Consider the following 19,122-nt stretch of genomic DNA (forward strand, 5'->3'; position numbering starts at 1 on the left):
CAAGAACATAAAAAAAGCCAATCACATGGATTGGCTTTGCAAGTACGTTAGGATTCTATTAGCTAACTTTTTTCAAAGTTGCTTGTTCTGGTTTTAATAAGTTCATATCAAAATCAAATTCATCAACACGAATAGCTAATTCACGTTTCACGTTATAATCAATCAGCTTTTTATATTCATCTGCCGTGATAATGTTTGCCACAAGTGCATTATCTAGCGTTTCAGCAAAACGAACGCCTGCTTTGATTTCTTTTTTACGTAGCGATTTTTTAATCTTCGCTAACATATCTAAGCAATCAAGTTTTGCTAGGTATGCTTGTTGGTTGATATCGTGACCATCACCATTTGATGCGTGAACTAAATGCGTTAATTGCTTTTTGAAGTTAGAGTTTAGCTGACACTGATGAGCAAGTTCACGCACTAAATCATCGCTAATACGCATTGATTTCTCAGAATACGTTACGGTGATCAGACGCATAAATTTACGTGTTGCACCTGACGGGAAGTTTGCTAAGAAATCAGCAATTGCGTTTTCAGCTTGGGCAATCGCCCAGCGTGTCGCGTAGTGGAAATAAGGTGCTGCTTGTGCACGGTCTTCACTTGCTACTTTTTGCTCATAGTAACGAATTGACGCCATTGCCGCGTATAAATAACTCATTACATCACCTAAACGTGCAGAAAGTAATTCAGCTTGTTTAAGTTTGCCACCTAATACTAATAGTGAGAAATCAGCATACACTGCAAGTTTTGCAGATAACTTGTTAACTGCTTTTTCGTATTGACGCACTTCAGAAAGCTTAGATTTTGCGCCTGCAGTGAAAGGCAGTAAGCCTTTAGTAAATGCACTTAAGCTGTTTCCTACACTGTAACCAATCGTTTTAGTCAGTAAGCCACGGAACGTCGCATCAGCGTTTTTATCTATGCTGTGAATTGATTCAACCATACTTTGTAGGTGTGGGTGACAACGCATTACACCTTGACCAAAGATCATTAAGTTACGCGTAAGAATATTTGCACCTTCAACGGTGATTGCAACAGGTTGACCAAGATAACCTTGTGCCAATGTATTTTGTGGACCACATTGAATTGCTTTACCTGCTTGGATATCCATTGCAGAATTAAGTACATCGCGGCCAAGCTCAGTCATGTGGTATTTAGCAATCGCTGTTACAACCGATGGTTTTAAGCCAAGGCCTAGTCCTTCTGTTGTCAGTACACGCATTGCTTCTTGTAGGTATGTTTTACCTGCAATATCCGCTAACTTTTCTTGAATACCTTCAAATAAGCCAATGCTTAAACCAAATTGCTCACGAACAGCTGCATATTCAGAAGCAGATTTCAGCGCAACATGTGCTGTTGAACACCCTAAAGCTGGTAAAGAGATACCGCGACCTGCACCTAAACAACTCACAAGCATCTGCCAACCGCGGCCAATATTTTTTTGACCACCAATAATAAAGTCCATTGGTACAAACACATTTTGGCCACGTGTTGTGCCGTTATAGAACTTAATTCCCATAGGGTTATGACGATTACCAAGTTCAACACCAGGGTGATCTTTTGGAATTAACGCACAGGTGATACCTAAATCTTCTACATCACCTAAAAGACCATTAGGATCTTTTACTTTAACCGCTAAACCAAGCACTGTAGCAATTGGTGCTAGCGTGATATAACGCTTATCCCATGTTAGCTCTAGGCCAAGTACTTGCTTACCTTGGTATTCACCCATGGTAACGATACCTTGGTCTGGAATGCCGCCCGCATCTGAGCCTGCTTCTGGGCTAGTAAGTGCAAAACATGGAATGTCTTGACCAATAGCTAACTTTGGTAGGTATTGCTGACGTTGTTCTTCAGTGCCATAGTGCATTAATAATTCACCAGGGCCTAACGAGTTTGGCACCATAACCGTAACTGCTACAGCGGTGCTTTTAGTTGCAATTGTGGCAACAATTGTTGAGTTTGCGTAAGGGCTAAACTCTAAACCACCATATTGCTTTGGAATAATAAGCGAGAAAAACCGATTCGCTTTAATAAATTCTAGAATGTTTTCAGGTAAGTGATTTGAGCTCTGAATTTCAGTCTCATCAATCATATCAAGTAATTGAGCAACAGGGCCATCCAAGAATGCTTGTTCTTCTTGGCTTAGCTTTGCTTCAGGCACGGCACGAAGCGCATCAAAATCAGGTTTACCCTGATAAATTGAACCCTCTAACCATACATCACCTGCATCAAGTGCTTCTTGCTCTGTAATTGAGATACTTGGTAATACTTTCTTCAAACTTGTTCTTAAACTCATGGCTACTCATCCGACCAGATAATTTTTATACATTACGTCATAAAATTTCCCTTAGATCAATTACTCTATTTAAAAAAATTAATATTTTTATTACATATCAGGGTTATATTACTGAAATTATTGAATTTAAATTTATATACACATGTACGCTGAAATGGCTTTTAAAGGCAATTTTCATGCAATTTTAGAAAAGTTTGTTCGTTTATTTAGCTTGTAAGGTTATGGCTATAAAATTTTTAAGATTAAAAAAGGGCCATTTAGGCCCCTTTTTTATGGTGTTTCGTGTTTCATTTGAGATTGAATATAATTTGGCAAGCCGATTAAATTTATCAAATTAAGATGCTGCTCTAACCAATAAATATGATCCATTTCGGTATCATCGAGTAGTTTTTCTAAAATTTCTCTTGTTACATAGTCTTTTTCAGTTTCACAAACAGAAATAATCTCGATTAGACTTTTTTGCACTGTGTGTTCAGCAGCTAAATCGTTCTCGAGCATCTCTTTAACATTGCTACCAACATTGATTGGCTTACGTGATGCTGTATCTGGTGTGCCCTCTAAAAACAATATACGCTCAATGAGTTTGTTAGCGTGTTCTAACTCTTCTTCATATTCATGTGACAACTGGTGGTGAAGTTTTTCAATGCCCCAATCTTCATAAATTTTGCTATGTGCAAGGTATTGATCCATTGAAGTCAGTTCAAGCGTTAGTTGTCTATTGAGCAAATCAATAATCTTTTGGTTACCTTTCATAACCTACTCCTCAATCTGACTTTGCAGGTAATTTTCAATACCAATATTGTTAATTAGAGAAAGTTGCGTTTCTAACCAATCAATATAATCTTCTTCATATTCTAGAATATCTTCTAACAGCTCACGGCTAACGTAATCTTGCTTTTCTTCACATAAAGCAATTGATTGTTTTAACAAAGGAACTTGATCCATTTGCATCGCTAAGTCACATTCGAGCATTTCTTTCGAGTGTTCACCAATACGTAAGCGCTCTAAGTGTTGTAAGTTTGGTAACCCCTCTAAAAACAAAATTCGCTCGATTAAATCATCCGCTTGTTTCATATCCTTGATGGATTTTTTATAAGCTTTTTCGTTAAGTTCTTCTAATCCCCAATTTTTAAACATCCGAGCATGTAGAAAAAATTGATTAATAGACGTTAACTCATGGGTAAGCACCTGATTTAACGCTGAGAGTACTTCTTTATTTCCTTTCATTTCGATTACTCAATACATTACTTGGTAGTTTAACTTTAGCTAATCCAGATTTAGATACAAGCCTTCAGCAAGACCGTTTTTATATTAAAATTTCAATAACCTAGATAAATCGTTTAAGCAATTTGTAAGGCTATTGAAAATCATTTTCACTAGAGTTATTGAACACAAAATAGTCACTATGTACTAGACTAAAATAACGTGGGTAAGGTTGGAGAATATAAATGAAATCCGCACCTAAACAATTGCTCATTGTTGGCATAACATTTATCGCATTTAGTGCCCTGGTGTTAAATGTAATGATGAGTGAGTATTCAGGCTGGACTGAAAAATTGGCCTGTTACGATAAGTGTAAAACCCTTGGCTTTGAACAATGTATTTTCAAAAAAAACAATGATAATGCGCTGCCAAATCGATGTAACGGCTTGCAAAACAAAGACATTATCGTACTTGTTTTAAATTAATTGCTCTTCAAGTTCGCTAAACAGGTTTTCAAGCTCGGCTTTGTTATAAACCGAACTTGCTGCACAGCTAAATTTTAACGATTGCCCAAGCAACTTATCTCGGTTTATCGAAATCGCTTCAAATTGTTGTTTTAAGTGTTCAGTTTCATTATGCTCTAATCCTGGGCACAGGCAAACGAATTGCCCAGCTTGCCAATAGGCTACTAGTTGCTCCCCAGTAAGATGCTTAGAAATATGATATAAAATTTCTATCATCACATGTTCTAAAACAGTTTGACCAAGTGTTGATCGTATGTTTTCTAAACCTTCTATATCGACTAATAACACCCCTACTGGGTACTCTTTCTTTTGATTAATTTGATTTAATATACGTTGAACTGCACGACGATTAGGTAAGTTTGTCATTGGGTCGATCATTGAGAGTTCTTCTGCGTAAAGTGATAACGCACGTGTATCTTGCCAACGACGATATGAAAATATAGAAAAGCCAAAAGCTAACATACATAATGTTGGGATTATCTCAGCAATACCATGGATCCCAACTTCATGACTTAGTACGTGAAGCCAATCAATCACATCAAAAAGTAAAAATAAAACATAACTTGCAGCAAACAAAAGTAAAAGTGAGATTAAATCCCAAAACATACGTTTACGTATTTGCTCTTTGATTTTATCTATCATGACTGCCCGCTAACTAACTATTTATGAAACAATATAAAAATACCGTGACGTAAGTTTAGCAGTTAGCGACATGTCAATTTGAACTTATATTAGGTACCGCAGTATGTACGATATGCATCATCAAATGCGTTATTTGCTTGCAATAAATCGCTATCGTCTTGGTCGAGAGATACAAAATAAAGTTCAATATAATTAGATGCTTGTAAAGGCTCTGCTACACATAAATCGAGTAATTTTTCGATTGTAACATTATAAAAATGTTTCTTAGGGTTAACATGACACATCCTATCAATTAAGTCTATCTTCTTATTCTTTTGCCATGATTTGTACCAATTTGAAGAGATGATTACATCGTTTGATAAATTGTTTAGTTCAATATTTGATAAAACCGTAAATGTATTTCGATAATCCAGTTTTTCATCTTTCATATATGCTAATAAAGAAACAATCAGGTCTTTTGAATTTGGGTTCTCTGAATCGAGTGCGAGTTTTTCACACATAAGTAAATGATAGTGTTTTTCATATTCTGTTGGAAATTTATTAAGTACAGCAGAGAGTAATTCGATGGCAGTTTCTTCATTTCCATCAATAAGCGGAATTAAACTCTCAGCTAGTCGCGCTAAATTCCAGTGCATAATTCCTGGTTGATTTTGAAACGCATAACGCCCCTGCCTATCAATTGAGCTGAAAACCTGATTTGGATTGTATTCTCCCATAAAAGCACAAGGACCAAAATCGATTGCCTCACCAGATAACAGGATATTATCGGTGTTCATTACTCCATGAATAAAGCCATTTGCCATCCAACTTGCTACAAGTGTTGCTAGTTTTTTTGCTACTGATTCAAATAATGAAAGATATGGGTTTTGTGAATTAATTAACTCAGGATAGAGTGTGTTTATAGTGAAATCAGCGAGTGACTTTAACACCAAAGGGTCTTGATGCATTGCTGCAAATTGAAAACTACCTATACGGATATGACTTTTCGCAACCCGACAAACCAATCCTACCTGTTCCGGCTCGTTTCGCATAATGGCTTCATTGCCAGCGATAACATATAAACTACGACATGTTTTAATATTCAAAGTAGCAAGATATTCACTCACTGTATATTCACGTAAAGCAGCTCTTAGTGTTGACTTTCCATCGCCGCCACGAGAGTAACTCGTTTTACCACTGCCTTTTAATTGTAAGTCCACATCATAATTTAAATGAGAAGCAACTTGTCCTAATAAATGCGCTCTTCCATCACCAAGCTGAGGCACTAAATTGCCAAATTGATGGCCTGCATAACCAAGTGCTAATGGATTACTGCCAGATATAACCTTATTACCACTTAAAAAATCAATATCTCGATTACGAAATTCGTTTGGTAGATCTAATTGTTTAGCTAGATCCTTATTGAAAACAACTAAACTAGGTTCGGTCATTTGTTCAGGGCAAATTGATTGAAATAACACCTCAGGTAGTTCACTATAGCGTTGTTTAAGCGACATAAATTTCCAAAAAATAATAATGAGTAAAATGGAAGCTCTCAGCAATGATAAAGCCGATAATTGATACTTTTTGCCAGCTACCATACCAAATAGACTACGCGCAAAGCCATTTTCAAAACAAAAACTATCATCATCTAAGTAAAATTAGTGATGAGCAATACAATGACTTAATGATTGTTTTACGTTATTTATTGTCAGTTGGTTTACAAAACACAAATAGCTACAACCGCTATCGTAATGAAGTTGAAAAATTAGTGTTATGGCTTTGGTATCAGCAAAACCAAACATTAGCACATATTGATGAAGCATTATTAAAAGAATATTTGCACTTCTTGCAAACACCACCTGAAGATTGGCAAATGACCCGAAAGGCTACTCGTTTTAAATTAGTTGAAAACGTAAGGGTATATAACCCACATTGGCGCCCTTTTATCAAAACCACAACGTGTTACGAATCACGCGCCTCAACCTATACAATTCTGAATCATTTTTGTAATCACTTGTGTGATACTAAGATCATTAAAGACAACCCAATTAAGTTACTTAGAAAACGCGATAGCGTGTTAAACAACACAACAAAGCCATTAAGTAAGGTTAATGAAGTATCATATGAATGTATCGAATCACAGTTTGCTAAGTGTCAAGATGACATTCATCGCGTGCGTGATTTACTTCTCTATTATTTTGTAAAACATAAAAATGTGATGCTCCAGTCATTTTCTTTACAAGCTGATGGTTTTTATCCCCAATTAGCGCATTTAGATATTTCGAATGAATTATTTTATTTTTATCAGAATGGGCAATTACAATCTCTCACGTTATGCCCGTTAGGTTTAAAAATGGCCGAACAATATGTACTGTTACGTGGTTGCCAAATATCTAAAAGTGCTCCTCTTTTACATAAGCAACGCGGTGAAGGATGCTACGAAGTCAGGCAATTGAGAAGAATGATTAAAGCTGTCGAAAATGAGTTAAATACCGATGCATAATGAATACACTTTATTTGTCGTAATTACATGCGTACTCATCGCTTATTCACTCTTTGCCAAGCGAATACACCAGTTAAACATTACTGGCCCCATGTTTATGTTAACTGCAGGGTTAATTTATTCTTTTGTTTTTTATGGCACCAGTAAAATAGATGTTGAATTGACATCATTTCAAATTTATATCGAACTTACATTAGCACTTATTTTATTTAGTGATGCTGCAAAAACAAAATTAGCTGTTTTAACACACAGCTATGCTTACCCTCTTTTACTGTTATTAGTTGCACTACCCATTACATTTGCACTCGGATCCCTACTTGGAAGCCTACTCTTTACAGAGCTGCCATTTCTCCATATTGCTTTGCTAGCAATTATATTAACTCCTACAGATGCAGCACTTAGCAGCAATTTTATTGAAAATAGTAAAATACCTGAACAAACACGTGAGGCAGTTAATGTTGAAAGTGGTTTAAATGATGGTTTAGCTGTCCCAATATTCTTATTACTGCTGTATTCAGCGATTAATCAACAAACGCCTGATTTATCAAAAACCATGATTATTGCAATAAAGGAAATAGGTATTGCGACCTTAATAGCAGGTTTTGTTAGTCCGCTTATTTTTAAAGTCGTGTTATTTTCTGAAAAATACCGTTTGTATAACAAAGATAATGAAGTTTTTATTTTTGTGGCTATCGCTGTCTTAATTTATCTATTAACGCAATCCCTTGGCGGCAGTGGATTTTTTGCCGCGTTTATTGCTGGTTTATTATTTGATATTAAATTTAAATCCGCCTTTAAACCTCAACGCTTAAGTAATGCCCATGCGCTTGCAAATACCTGTGCACTAATAATTTGGTTTGTTTTTGCTAATTTTGCCTTCACCTATTTACATAATGGTGTTGAATTAAAGGCCATTATCTTTGCAATTTTAGCGTTAACTATTATGCGCATTTTACCTGTTTTACTGTCATTATTATTTACAGCATTACCTTTCAAACAACGTATTTTACTGGCTTGGTTTGGCCCAAGAGGCTTGGCATCTGTAGTTTTCACCTTGATTTTAATCCAAGAACTCACTTCAGTTTCTGAGCTAATTATAGATAGTGCAATTTTAACAATAATTTTAAGTGTTATTTTTCATGGTCTTAGCGCAAAGTTAAAGTTAAAATAAACCAAAGTTAATACTTTGTTAACATTCATTTACAGCAATAATGTTAAATTAGTGTGAATTTCAATTACACACTGTTACATTCTGAGTTCCTAAAACGACAACAACCTGGGAACTATTATGACAAACAAATCATTAAAGATTTGCTCAATTGCAGCAGTAGCACTTGCGGTAAATACAGCTATAGCAAGTGAATCAGAAGGCTTATTGAAAGCAAACTTTGCTGATAACCGTGCAGCAGTAAAATCTCCATTACCAAAACGTTACATTGTAAAATACAAAGATAATTCTTCTTTTATGAACTTTGCTAATACAACAAGCATTGACTCTGTAACTAAAGACCGTCTAATGCAAATGGGTGTTCGCAATGCGAAATTTAACCCATCAATTAATGCAAACATTGCTGAATTAAGCGATTCACAATTAAAACAATTACAAAATGACCCTATGGTAGATTACGTTGAAGAAGATCTACCTCGCCGCTTAATGGCACAAACACAGCCATACGGCATTGCAATGGTTCAAGCAGATCAAGTAAACGATTCTGTTGCCTCTGCTGCTAACAATGGTAAAAAAATCTGTGTTATTGACTCTGGTTTAGACTTACCTCATGAAGATATGGGCTCGAATGGTGGTACTGTAACAGGCACAAACAACAGTGGCACAGGTAACTGGTATCAAGAAGGTGGCCCTCACGGTACACACGTAGCAGGTACAATTGCAGCAATCGATAACGGTGTAGGTGTTCGTGGTGTTATTGGTTCTGATCCTTCACTACACATCATCAAAGTATTCAACGCAAGTGGTTGGGGCTATTCATCTGATCTTGTATCGGCAATGAATGAGTGTAAAAACGCAGGCAGTGATGTGATTAACATGAGTCTGGGTGGTTCAGGTTCAAGCACCACAGAACGTAACGGTATTCAAGCTATTGCTGATGCTGGCTTATTACTAATTGCTGCAGCTGGTAACGATGGTAACCCTTCAAACACAACTGATATTGAAAGCTTCCCTGCTTCATATGATTCAGTAATGTCTGTTGCAGCAATCGACAGCAGCAAAGCACTTGCTGATTTCTCGCAAAAAAACAGCCAAGTTGAAATTGCAGCACCAGGTGTAGACGTTTATTTGCTGATTTCTCGCAAAAAAACAGCCAAGTTGAAATTGCAGCACCAGGTGTAGACGTTTATTCAACTTATCCAGAAGGTACAGGCCAAGTTGTTTCTCTTTCTGTTGGCAATAGTGCATACAGCGTAAACGCAATGGAAAATACAGGTTCTGTAACTGCACCGCTTTATAATTTTGCCACAGGTGAATCAATTGATTCGGGTGCTAACGGTAAAGTGTGTTTAATTCAACGTGGTAATATTTCTTTCCACGATAAAGTTAAAAACTGTCAAGACAGTGGTGGTATTGGTGCTGTTATCTATAACAATGCAGCAGGTAGCTTTGGCGGTACTTTAGGTGATACAAACCAAACATCTATTCCTGCGGTAACAGCTACAGATACTGATGGTGCAACAATGCTTTCACAAATCGGTTTATCTGCAACTATCGATATTGGTACTGGTAACTACGGCATGATGAGTGGTACATCAATGGCATCACCACATGTTGCAGGTGTTGCTGCATTGGTATGGAGTCATCACCCAAGCTGTACAGCACAAGAGATCCGTTCTGCGCTTAACGCGACTGCTCAGGATTTAGGTGCTTCAGGTCGTGATGTTAAATTTGGTTACGGTTTAGTACAAGCTAAAGATGCGATTGATCATTTAGAAGCAAATGGTTGTTCTGGTGATGGTGGCACAACTAACCCTCCAGGTGACAACGTTTTATTAAACGGCCAAACTGTTTCAGGTATTAGTGCAAATACTAATGAAGAAGTACTTTACACATTTGAAGTACCTGCAGGTGCAACTGATGTTAAAGTTGTGATGAGCGGTGGTTCAGGTGATGCTGACCTTTACACCCAATTTAATGCACAGCCTACAGATAGCAATTACGAATGTCGTCCTTATGCAAATGGTAACAATGAAACATGTAACCTTACGCAGTCTGGTGGTACTTATTATGTTCGTGTTAAAGCATATAGCAGTTTTGCAAATGTAAGCTTAACGGCTTCATATACTGAAGGTAACGATGGTGGCGGTAACGGTGAACTTACGCCAATCGATGACACTGTAAACGATATCTCTGTTGCACGTCGTGGCTGGCAACGTTACACACTTGATTTAGCGGCTGGTTATAGCGATTTAAATATCACTATGTCTGGTGGTTCGGGTGATGCTGACATGTATGTTACATTTGGCTCTCAGTCAACAACAAGCAACTACGATTGTCGTCCATATGAGTATGGCAACAATGAAGCTTGTTCATTCAGTGCACCACAAGCGGGTACTTGGTACATCGATATTTACGGTTACCGTGCATCAAGTGGTATCACTTTAAATGTAAAAGCTAACCCATAGCTTTAAAATGAGGAAAGTGGCTAGCCACTTTCCTCTTTAATACACTTCCCTATCGCTTTCTACCGCAATACATTGGTTACTACTGCACATTGCTTTAGGTTCAACCAAGTGCTGACAAATCCCCATTGTACCTTCTAATGCATGTTTACTTTTTTCAAGGCGGATAATTTCTTTTGAAACGTTTTCGAGTGCCTCTTGATTAGATGTTTTTGTAGATAGAACTGCATAACCACTCGCGCCGCCACATGGGTTAGAGCCTGTTGAAATAACATAACATTGCGCATTATTGCCACAACTAACATCTGAAAGTGCTTTATTTATGCTCTCTTTTAATGAACTTATTGTGTTTGCATCTGCTTTTGGAATTTCCGATTGACTGTTGGTTGTTGTGCCAGTCGTCACTTTTTCAGATAAATACGTTTTCGTATTTTCTGTTTTATCAATTTGTTCTTTTTGTTCAGCATCGCCACACGCTGACAAAAACAACATTGTTGTTAAACTTATAAGCTTTTTCATCTTATTATTCTCCATGCTTAAGCACGATTAACTTTTAGAAAATCATGCCAATCTTGTAATAGGCAGATAAAATCATCCAATCCACATTCACATATATCTGTTGAAGTATCAACACTGAGCATTTCTTGCGTAAAGCGCTCTGATTCTTGCTCTGATATACCATGATGATTGATTGTAATAGCGACTTCACCATTACATACAGTGAGCACCATTTCTTTACCATTAATTTGAAAGTCATGATAAAAGTTTTGGCTATGAGAATTAATATTTTCAATTAATTGCATCACCGCGTTGCTTGAAACAGGTGTTTCATCCGAAAGCCACCTAGCAATATTGGTGTGTTCATCAGTAATTAATAGGCGAAACCCATCAATAGGGTCTTTAATAAATTGGTATTCCATGCTGCATTCAATTTTACAATTAATCTGTTAATTGTACTGTTTAAATCATGTAACAGCGACCTTTGAAAGCTTATTCATCAATACCTTTACCCTATTGATTACTTAGCACACACTTTTTACGCCTTTGTCTCGATATGCCTATTATATTGATTAGTATGATGTGTTCTTTTACATTAAATACAAATAACAAATGCTAAAGCCAAAACACATAATGCCATGCGGTAATACAACATGAGGCCAAAAAAGTGCTGTATAAAATTGTTTTCTGCCTAATTGGTTATATTCATTAGACCAAGATGTACCAATTTGAAAACAATCAATGTCATCATTACTGCCATTTAGGTAGTTTTCTATCTCTCTAATGCGTTTGTAATTCGCATTTTGAAAGGTTTTCCAATAGGCTTCAATTAACCAAAACAAAAAAGATGCCATAGCTGCATAAAGTAATACGTTTATTGTGTTACTAAACGCGCCAGAACTAAGCACTGCAATTGCAAGAGAAACACTCCAAGCTTTAATGGTAAGTGATTTAGCATCAAAATTTTCAACCAGTGTTTGTAGGTGGAAATATTCCCTTTCTAATAAGGTAAGTTTTTGTTGTTGTTCCATGTTTTACTCCTTGTATCGCAAGCTATTTTGAGCACCCAGTTGTAACTTGTCTACTAAATTATCTATTTCGTCTTGAATATGCTGATAGCTTTAAATAACTCCGTTAAGGTGTTCAAAATTTAAAGTTGGTTCGAGGCAATTATGTCCAATTCTGTTAAATCCATATTCTTTTTATCTTTGTGCTCACTGAGTTCATCCCCAAGTGTTGCAAACACCTTTCAAGTAAGCGATATATTTGACTTAGAATATGCATCATCCCCTGCTATTTCACCAAGTGGCGAGCACATTGTATTTGTGCGAAATAGTAATAACATTATGCGTGATGCCACTGATAAAAGTATGTGGATTATCAACAGCAAAACCGGCCACTTAACACCGTTATTTTCTGATGATAAACAATATTCTTCACCTGTATGGTCTCCATCTGGCGACAGAATAGCCTTTATCAGTAATTTATCAGGTGAAAAACAAATTCATGTTCATTATATAAAACAAAATCGCACCGCAATGGTAAGTCAGTTGCAATCAGGTGTTTCAAACCTCACGTGGTCGCCAAACGGAAAATGGCTTGCTTTTAGTCAAAAGGTTGAAGAAAAACCAAGTGTGATAGCCAAAATGCCTGCAGCACCAAAAGGTGCTAAATGGGCAAAACCTGCCATTGTTATTGATTCTGCTTATTATCAAGCAGATGGCAAAGGGTTAATTAAGCCAGGTTACAATCATTTATTTGTGTTACCTGCTGAAGGTGGCACAGCGCAACAACTAACATTTGGTAATTACCATCATAACGGCCGTTTAGCATGGACCAAAGACAGTAAATCAATCGTTTTTTCAGCGAATCGTATCGATGACTGGGAATACAAAACATTAGACGGGGATTTATTTAAAGTCGACATTCTCTCAAAAGAGTTAACACAACTTACAAACTTCCCTGGTAAAGAGTTTAGCCCGCAGTTTTCTCAAAATGGTGACAAGCTTGTTTACTTGCAAAGTTCAAATGCGTTAAATCCATATCGCAATAATAAATTAACGCTTATGGATTGGCGCTCAAAAGAGTCCAAACATATTAATGCTGATTTTGATCGTTCTGTGATATCGCAAATGTGGATTGGCAACGATACTATCGCAATCAGCTATGATGATTTTGGTAAACGTAAAATTGCATCAATCACTACAAACGGCGAATTAAAAGACCTTACAGACAGTGTTTCAGGTACAACACTTGGCAGGCCTTATATTAGTGGTGAGTTTTCTGCTAATTATAATGGTGATATTGCATTTACTTATGGCAATGCAACTAGACCTGCTGATATAGCAACAGTGTCAGCAAAAGGTAAGACTCGTCAATTAACAAAGCTTAATGAAGATCTCTTAGGACATCGTAAATTAGGTGAAGTGCATGAAATCAACTACACCTCGTCATTTGATGGTGAATCAATTCAAGGTTGGTACATTACTCCGCCTGACTTTGATCCAAGTAAAAAATACCCAATGATTTTAGAAATCCATGGTGGTCCTCACCTTGCCTATGGCCCTCATTTTTCTGCTGAATTACAACGTTTTGCCGCGCAAGGTTACGTCGTCTTTTATGATAATCATCGAGGCAGTAGCTCGTATGGTGAACGTTTTGCGATGTTATTGAAATATAAGTATTCATCAAAAGAAGATTTTGCTGACCATAATTCTGGTGTTGATGCCATGATAGCTAAAGGCTTTATTGACAAAGACCAAGTGTTTATTGCAGGTGGCTCCGCAGGCGGTATTGCCACTGCTTATGCTATTGGATTAACAGACCGCTTTGCAGCTGCTGTAGTTGTTAAACCTGTTATTAATTGGCTCAGCAAGGTATTAACCGCTGATAGTGGCCTTCGTCAAATTCCTACACAGTTTCCTGGCATGCCATGGGATCACGTTGAGCACTATTGGCAGCGTTCTCCGCTTTCTCTTGTTGGCAATGTAACAACCCCAACTATGCTTATAACAGGTGAAAAAGATTTAAGAACGCCTATGGCTGAAACTGAACAATACTACCAAGCACTCAAGCTTAAAAAAGTTGATTCAGTGCTTATCAAAATACCGGGCGCATACCATGGTATTGCAAGTAAGCCATCGCGAATGATCAGTAAAATTGAACACACGCTAGCGTGGTTTGAAAAATATAAAAAGTAAGTTTATCCCAACTAGTTTAAAGCCAGTTTTTACTGGCTTTTTTATTTTATAGCTCGCACCAAGCAATAAAAAGTTACTTTATACTCAATTTTGATAAATATTAGATTAATTACCCTTGCATTTACTTCTTTATAGCTTCAACATGCAACTATCATCAACGAATATCAATAAAAATGAATATAGATTATCAATTACTCTCACCACAACAACGCCGCAGCGAGCCGCTTGCTAAGGACACAGATTTAGGCTTTGGCCTACTTAGAACAGATCATATCTTTTTGATGGATTACCAAAATGGTGAATGGATAAATGCACGTATTGTACCTTACCAAAACTTACAATTAGCACCTGGTGCTATGGCACTTCACTATGGGCAATCTATTTTTGAAGGTGCCAAAGCTTTTCTTCATCAAGACAATGAAATTTATACATTTCGTTTAGATAAAAATTGTGAGCGTTTAAATCAATCTGCAGAAATTCTATCAATGCCATCTCTTGATGTAGATATGCAATTACAAGCTATTAATGCATTACTCGACGTTGAACGTTTGTGGATGCCAACGGCTACTGGTGCGTCTATGTATATTCGCCCGTTTATGTTTGCCACTGATGATAGCTTGTCTGTTAAACCAAGTAATTCGTATACATTTGCTGTTATGCTAAGCCCAAGTGGTGCTTACTATGCAAAAGGTATGAGTAAGTCCCTTAAATTACTTATCACACAACAATATCACCGTGCAGTCAGTGGTGGCACTGGCGCTGCCAAAGCAGCAGGAAATTATGCAGCATCATTGCGCGCCCAACAGCATGCAAGCTCAGTAGGCGCAGATCAAGTACTCTACTTAGACGCCTCTAATCAATACCTTGAAGAAGTGGGTGCAATGAATCACTTTCATATCACACGAAGTGGTGAATTGGTCATTCCCGAGTTTACCGACACCATTTTGAAATCTATAACATCGCAATCGATTTTATCATTAACCAATGAATTAAAGTCATTACTCGACTTAACTCCCGTTCAGAAAAAGATTTCAATTAAACAATTTTTAGCTGACGTGCAATCAGGCGAAATTACAGAAGCCGGTGGTTTTGGTACGGCAGCAGTAACCGCATCCGTAGGCCACTACATATTAGACAATGGCGAGCATTACACCGTAGGCAATGGCGAAATAGGCGAAAAAACCCAAAAACTTTGCCAATATTACAGTGAATTACAGCAAGGTAAGCAGGCTGCACCTAATAATTGGTTAGTACGTGTAGAGCGCATTAATTAACTACATTTATTTATAAGTGAGTAATACACTATTTACTCACTTTCTTTCTAAAATAATCATTAATTTCAATGTTCTAGTCTTTTATATTCTCTATAATACTTTGCCGATATAACGCTTTTTTACTACACTTGTCATAATTTTGTAATTTTTCTGTCATATTCAGGGACGAAACATGAAATCGATTAAAGCCAAATTGATGACGGGCGTAATATGTGGATTATTTTCCATGTTACTTGGTGCTTTAGTTTCAGTATTGATTCTTCGCGATTTAGCAAAAGATTTTGATAATGTTATCCATCAAGAGCTAGCTGCCCGTGAACAAGTGAATTTTGTTATAGCCAGTTTTAAAACCCAAGTGCAAGAGTGGAAGAATATCCTTATAAGGGGCCATGATGCTAAACAATATGACAAATACTTAAAACGCTTTACAGAAAAAGAAGCTGAAGTACAGGAAAATTTAATAGCCTTACAAAAGCGTGACTATTTACCGCCAGTATTAATATCTCAAATCGCCGAGCTTGAACAGCAACACCAAAAACTTGGTCGTTTGTATCGTGATGGCTTAATTGCGTTCAAAACGTCAAATTACAATACTCAACAAGGCGATAAAGCAGTATCAGGTATTGACCGCCCGGTTGTCAGTGCGCTTAATAAATTAACCACCGAAATCAATAAAATTAGCCAATCTGAAACTCAGCGGCTCTCTCTAAAGAAAGACGATTTAATTAAAAAAACTTTTATTGGCTTATCTATAATTACTGTAATAACCGTCACTTTGTTATTCAGATTTATACAAACATTAATAACACAACCTATTAATATTGCAGCAAATATTGCAAGCGAAATTGCAAGTGGCAACCTAAATAACCGTATTGAAAGTCACAAACGTGATGAAATTGGTCTACTTCTTACAGCGCTTTCTCGCATGCAAGAAAATTTAAACACTGCAAATGCAGAGTTAAAAGCACAAATTGATGAACAACAACGCCTTGCAAAAATTAATGGGAGAATAAAACAAGCATTAGATAATGTTGCAACCCCGGTATTACTCTGCGATGTAAACAACCACGTTATTTACGCAAATCATAAATGTAATGAGTTGTTAAACAAACATTTGCAAAACATTCGTGTAAGCCAACCAAATTTTAATCCAGCAAATTTAATAAACTCTGCAAGTAGTTTATTGTTCGATAGTCAAGATCAGTATAATCAGCTAGCCCTTTCATCACAGCAACAGGTCGAATGTGAACTTACCTATCAAAATACCATTTTATCTGTGATTGCAGGTCCAGTAACTGATGACAGTGCATCCATAATTGGTGTGGTATATGAATTTGTCGATTTAACAGAGCAGCGCCTTGCTGAACAACAGGTAGATAGCATTATTACTGCGGCTGTATCAGGTCAACTTGAAACACGCATTAACTGCCAGGAATTCTCTGGCTTTATGCTAACGCTTGCTAATGGCATTAACCAAATGCTTGACGCAATTGTAAAGCCAATTCATCAAACACAAAATTACCTCACATTAATTGGTAACGGCAACATACCAAAACACATTGAAGGTGATTATCAAGGTGACTTTTTATCGATAAAACAAAGCCTTGAACAATCGTGCTTTGCTATTGCCAAATTAATAGAAGACACCAATGCGATTGTTAATAGTGCATCTATTGGCGAACTTACAAAACGTGCAAATGCCGACAAGCATAAGGGAGATTATCAAAAGATAATTAGCGGTATAAATGCAACCTTAGATTCTATTGTCACACCCATTAATCAAACATCACGTTACTTAAACGACATTGCCAACGGCCAAATCCCTAAACAGATCAGTAATGATTACCAAGGAGATTTTTTACAAGTAAAACAGAGCCTGCAAACAAGCTGCTCAGCAATAGAACGTTTAATTTCAGATACCAACACATTGGTAGATGCGGCATCAAATGGAAAACTAACAGTAAGGGCCGATAGCAAAGAACATAACGGCGATTTTGCCAAAATTGTTATTGGTATTAATGACACACTAGACGCCATTACAAAACCCTTACAAGAATGCCAAGAAGTTATGCAAGCGTTAGCCATTGGTGATTTATCAAAATCGGTAAATGGTGACTACAGTGGCGACTTTAATAACTTAAAACAATCTGTAAATACCAGTGTTGATAATTTATCTGCCTTGGTTAAACAAATTTCTAACACTGCGTCACATATCACTAATTCTGCTGATGACATAAAGCATGGCATTAATGATTTAAGTAGTCGTACCGAATCACAAGCAGCGTCGATTGAAGAAACCACAGCTTCAATGCATGAAATAACTGAAACAGTAAGACGCAACTCAGAAAATGCACAAGTTGCTAATATGCTTGCGGCAAATGCAGACGAGCAAGCGCAAGAAGGTGGTCGTTTAGTTGGCGATACTGTAAGTGCTATGAAAGAAATAAGCACAAGTTCAGCACAAATTTCAAATATTATTGAAGTGATTAATGAAATTGCATTTCAGACTAATTTACTCGCACTTAATGCTGCAGTAGAAGCTGCTCGTGCAGGTGAAAAAGGCAAAGGCTTTGCAGTGGTTGCAGCTGAAGTGAGAACACTTGCCCAGCGCAGTGCTAATGCATCAAAAGATATCGCCGGTTTACTTAATGACAGCGCTTTAAAAGTAGAACATGGTATGAAGCTAGCGACTCAATCAGGTAACACGCTTTCATCAATTGTCAGCGGTATTCAGGAATTATCGAGTAATATGGCAAATATTGCTGATGCAAGCGCTGAACAAGCAAGTGGTATCAACCAAATCAATACAGCGATAAAGCAAATGGATTCAATCATCCAGCAAAATAATGGGCTAGTAGAAAGAGCCAATGCATCAAGCAACAGTATGGCAGAGCACGCAAACGAACTTAAGTTTTTAATGGCGAAGTTTTCACATTAAAAACAGCTAATAACTTTTAGCTGGACATTACGTTCAGGTGAAGAAATTGATACTTCACCTGAAATACTGTAATGAGCGAATTTGTATCTTTGATAACTCAATTAAACATTGACCTCCTTTTTTATCATAAAGCCCATCCATGGGCTTCATGTTACTTTTCTTTGCTTCGCCAAAGATAAAGTAACCACAAATTTATCGGGAATAAATTTGAACAGCGAAGCTGGCCCTTAGGGCGAAATACACGGATGTATTTCGTAATAGAAAGGCGACCGCCCTATCAAACTTTATCCTCAAAGCAACTTTGAATTTTTAGATAAACGCCATGAAGCGGCATCCATGCCGAAGCATGGCTTACTCGACTCGCTTCGCTTCCTGTCTCGCATTATCAATTCAAAGTTCATTTTCGGGTTTGATAAAAGCGGGAGG

The 19,122-nt window shown here is 37.1% G+C and carries 14 protein-coding genes and 1 pseudogene; 7 read left to right on the forward strand and 8 right to left on the reverse strand.

Features of this window, described 5'->3' with window-relative positions; genetic code table 11:
* Positions 1–58: 58 nt before the first annotated feature.
* The 3 genes from ON073_RS03425 to bfr (ON073_RS03435) form a co-directional block, all read right to left on the reverse strand.
* Complete coding sequence (locus tag ON073_RS03425; RefSeq protein WP_274760463.1) at positions 59–2,299, reverse strand: acyl-CoA dehydrogenase; 2,241 nt, start codon at positions 2,297–2,299, stop codon at positions 59–61.
* 270 nt (positions 2,300–2,569) lie between these two features.
* Positions 2,570–3,052: a bacterioferritin gene (gene bfr, locus ON073_RS03430; protein ID WP_274760464.1), complete on the reverse strand. Its 483-nt coding sequence runs from the start codon at positions 3,050–3,052 to the stop codon at positions 2,570–2,572.
* Between the two features lie 3 nt (positions 3,053–3,055).
* A complete protein-coding gene (gene bfr / locus ON073_RS03435; protein ID WP_274760465.1) occupies positions 3,056–3,526 on the reverse strand; it encodes a bacterioferritin in 471 nt (156 codons plus the stop codon).
* A 221-nt stretch (positions 3,527–3,747) separates the two neighbouring features.
* On the opposite strand from bfr (ON073_RS03435), the gene ON073_RS03440 reads away from it, so the two are divergent.
* Positions 3,748–3,987, forward strand: coding sequence for a hypothetical protein (locus ON073_RS03440; protein WP_274760466.1), 240 nt, complete (start codon positions 3,748–3,750; stop codon positions 3,985–3,987).
* Here the strand turns inward: ON073_RS03440 and ON073_RS03445 are convergent.
* Positions 3,979–4,668 carry a diguanylate cyclase domain-containing protein gene (locus tag ON073_RS03445; RefSeq protein ID WP_274760467.1) on the reverse strand — a complete coding sequence of 230 codons (690 nt, stop codon included), beginning with the start codon at positions 4,666–4,668 and terminating at the stop codon, positions 3,979–3,981. The two genes, ON073_RS03440 and ON073_RS03445, sit on opposite strands and share 9 nt — an antisense overlap.
* Positions 4,669–4,757: 89 nt before the next feature.
* Positions 4,758–6,164 carry a protein adenylyltransferase SelO gene (locus tag ON073_RS03450; RefSeq protein WP_274760468.1) on the reverse strand — a complete coding sequence of 469 codons (1,407 nt, stop codon included), beginning with the start codon at positions 6,162–6,164 and terminating at the stop codon, positions 4,758–4,760.
* 44 nt (positions 6,165–6,208) lie between these two features.
* Here ON073_RS03450 and ON073_RS03455 point away from each other — a divergent pair, with 44 nt between their 5' ends.
* From ON073_RS03455 to ON073_RS20565, 3 genes and pseudogenes are all read left to right on the forward strand, one after another.
* Positions 6,209–7,153 (forward strand): hypothetical protein, encoded by a 945-nt coding sequence (locus ON073_RS03455; protein ID WP_274760469.1) that lies wholly within the window; start codon positions 6,209–6,211, stop codon positions 7,151–7,153.
* Positions 7,146–8,324 carry a cation:proton antiporter domain-containing protein gene (locus tag ON073_RS03460; RefSeq protein WP_274760470.1) on the forward strand — a complete coding sequence of 393 codons (1,179 nt, stop codon included), beginning with the start codon at positions 7,146–7,148 and terminating at the stop codon, positions 8,322–8,324. Before ON073_RS03455 ends, ON073_RS03460 begins: the two co-directional genes overlap by 8 nt.
* A 117-nt stretch (positions 8,325–8,441) precedes the next feature.
* Positions 8,442–10,789: pseudogene (locus ON073_RS20565) on the forward strand (S8 family serine peptidase).
* A 36-nt stretch (positions 10,790–10,825) separates the two neighbouring features.
* On the opposite strand, the gene ON073_RS03475 reads toward ON073_RS20565, so the two are convergent.
* The 3 genes from ON073_RS03475 to ON073_RS03485 all read right to left on the reverse strand — a co-directional run bounded on the left by ON073_RS03475 (position 10,826) and on the right by ON073_RS03485 (position 12,315).
* Positions 10,826–11,305, reverse strand: coding sequence for a hypothetical protein (locus ON073_RS03475; protein WP_274760473.1), 480 nt, complete (start codon positions 11,303–11,305; stop codon positions 10,826–10,828).
* 17 nt (positions 11,306–11,322) lie between these two features.
* Positions 11,323–11,706, reverse strand: a complete 384-nt coding sequence (locus ON073_RS03480) for a YacL family protein (protein ID WP_274760475.1) — start codon at positions 11,704–11,706, stop codon at positions 11,323–11,325.
* A 168-nt stretch (positions 11,707–11,874) separates the two neighbouring features.
* Positions 11,875–12,315 carry a hypothetical protein gene (locus ON073_RS03485; protein ID WP_274760477.1) on the reverse strand — a complete coding sequence of 147 codons (441 nt, stop codon included), beginning with the start codon at positions 12,313–12,315 and terminating at the stop codon, positions 11,875–11,877.
* Positions 12,316–12,456: 141 nt separating this feature from the next.
* Here ON073_RS03485 and ON073_RS03490 point away from each other — a divergent pair, with 141 nt between their 5' ends.
* From ON073_RS03490 to ON073_RS03500, 3 genes are all read left to right on the forward strand, one after another.
* Positions 12,457–14,484 (forward strand): S9 family peptidase, encoded by a 2,028-nt coding sequence (locus ON073_RS03490; protein WP_274760478.1) that lies wholly within the window; start codon positions 12,457–12,459, stop codon positions 14,482–14,484.
* Between the two features lie 173 nt (positions 14,485–14,657).
* Positions 14,658–15,758: a branched-chain amino acid aminotransferase gene (locus tag ON073_RS03495; RefSeq protein WP_274760479.1), complete on the forward strand. Its 1,101-nt coding sequence runs from the start codon at positions 14,658–14,660 to the stop codon at positions 15,756–15,758.
* A gap of 172 nt (positions 15,759–15,930) precedes the next feature.
* A complete protein-coding gene (locus ON073_RS03500; protein ID WP_274760480.1) occupies positions 15,931–18,696 on the forward strand; it encodes a methyl-accepting chemotaxis protein in 2,766 nt (921 codons plus the stop codon).
* Positions 18,697–19,122 lie beyond the last annotated feature (426 nt).

Origin of the sequence: Pseudoalteromonas sp. G4 (genome assembly GCF_028875915.1) — a bacterium.
GTDB lineage: Bacteria > Pseudomonadota > Gammaproteobacteria > Enterobacterales > Alteromonadaceae > Pseudoalteromonas.

Excerpts from the sequence above, each read along its gene's own strand:
- ON073_RS03445 (WP_274760467.1), bottom strand. The coding sequence starts at position 4,668 with ATGATAGATAAAATCAAAGAGCAAATACGTAAACGTATGTTTTGGGAT.
- ON073_RS03480 (WP_274760475.1), bottom strand. The coding sequence starts at position 11,706 with ATGGAATACCAATTTATTAAAGACCCTATTGATGGGTTTCGCCTATTA.
- ON073_RS03460 (WP_274760470.1), top strand. The coding sequence starts at position 7,146 with ATGCATAATGAATACACTTTATTTGTCGTAATTACATGCGTACTCATC.
- bfr (WP_274760465.1), bottom strand. The coding sequence starts at position 3,526 with ATGAAAGGAAATAAAGAAGTACTCTCAGCGTTAAATCAGGTGCTTACC.
- ON073_RS03485 (WP_274760477.1), bottom strand. The coding sequence starts at position 12,315 with ATGGAACAACAACAAAAACTTACCTTATTAGAAAGGGAATATTTCCAC.
- ON073_RS03490 (WP_274760478.1), top strand. The coding sequence starts at position 12,457 with ATGTCCAATTCTGTTAAATCCATATTCTTTTTATCTTTGTGCTCACTG.
- ON073_RS03455 (WP_274760469.1), top strand. The coding sequence starts at position 6,209 with ATGATAAAGCCGATAATTGATACTTTTTGCCAGCTACCATACCAAATA.
- ON073_RS03450 (WP_274760468.1), bottom strand. The coding sequence starts at position 6,164 with ATGTCGCTTAAACAACGCTATAGTGAACTACCTGAGGTGTTATTTCAA.
- ON073_RS03495 (WP_274760479.1), top strand. The coding sequence starts at position 14,658 with ATGAATATAGATTATCAATTACTCTCACCACAACAACGCCGCAGCGAG.
- ON073_RS03440 (WP_274760466.1), top strand. The coding sequence starts at position 3,748 with ATGAAATCCGCACCTAAACAATTGCTCATTGTTGGCATAACATTTATC.
- bfr (WP_274760464.1), bottom strand. The coding sequence starts at position 3,052 with ATGAAAGGTAACCAAAAGATTATTGATTTGCTCAATAGACAACTAACG.
- ON073_RS03425 (WP_274760463.1), bottom strand. The coding sequence starts at position 2,299 with ATGAGTTTAAGAACAAGTTTGAAGAAAGTATTACCAAGTATCTCAATT.
- ON073_RS03475 (WP_274760473.1), bottom strand. The coding sequence starts at position 11,305 with ATGAAAAAGCTTATAAGTTTAACAACAATGTTGTTTTTGTCAGCGTGT.
- ON073_RS03500 (WP_274760480.1), top strand. The coding sequence starts at position 15,931 with ATGAAATCGATTAAAGCCAAATTGATGACGGGCGTAATATGTGGATTA.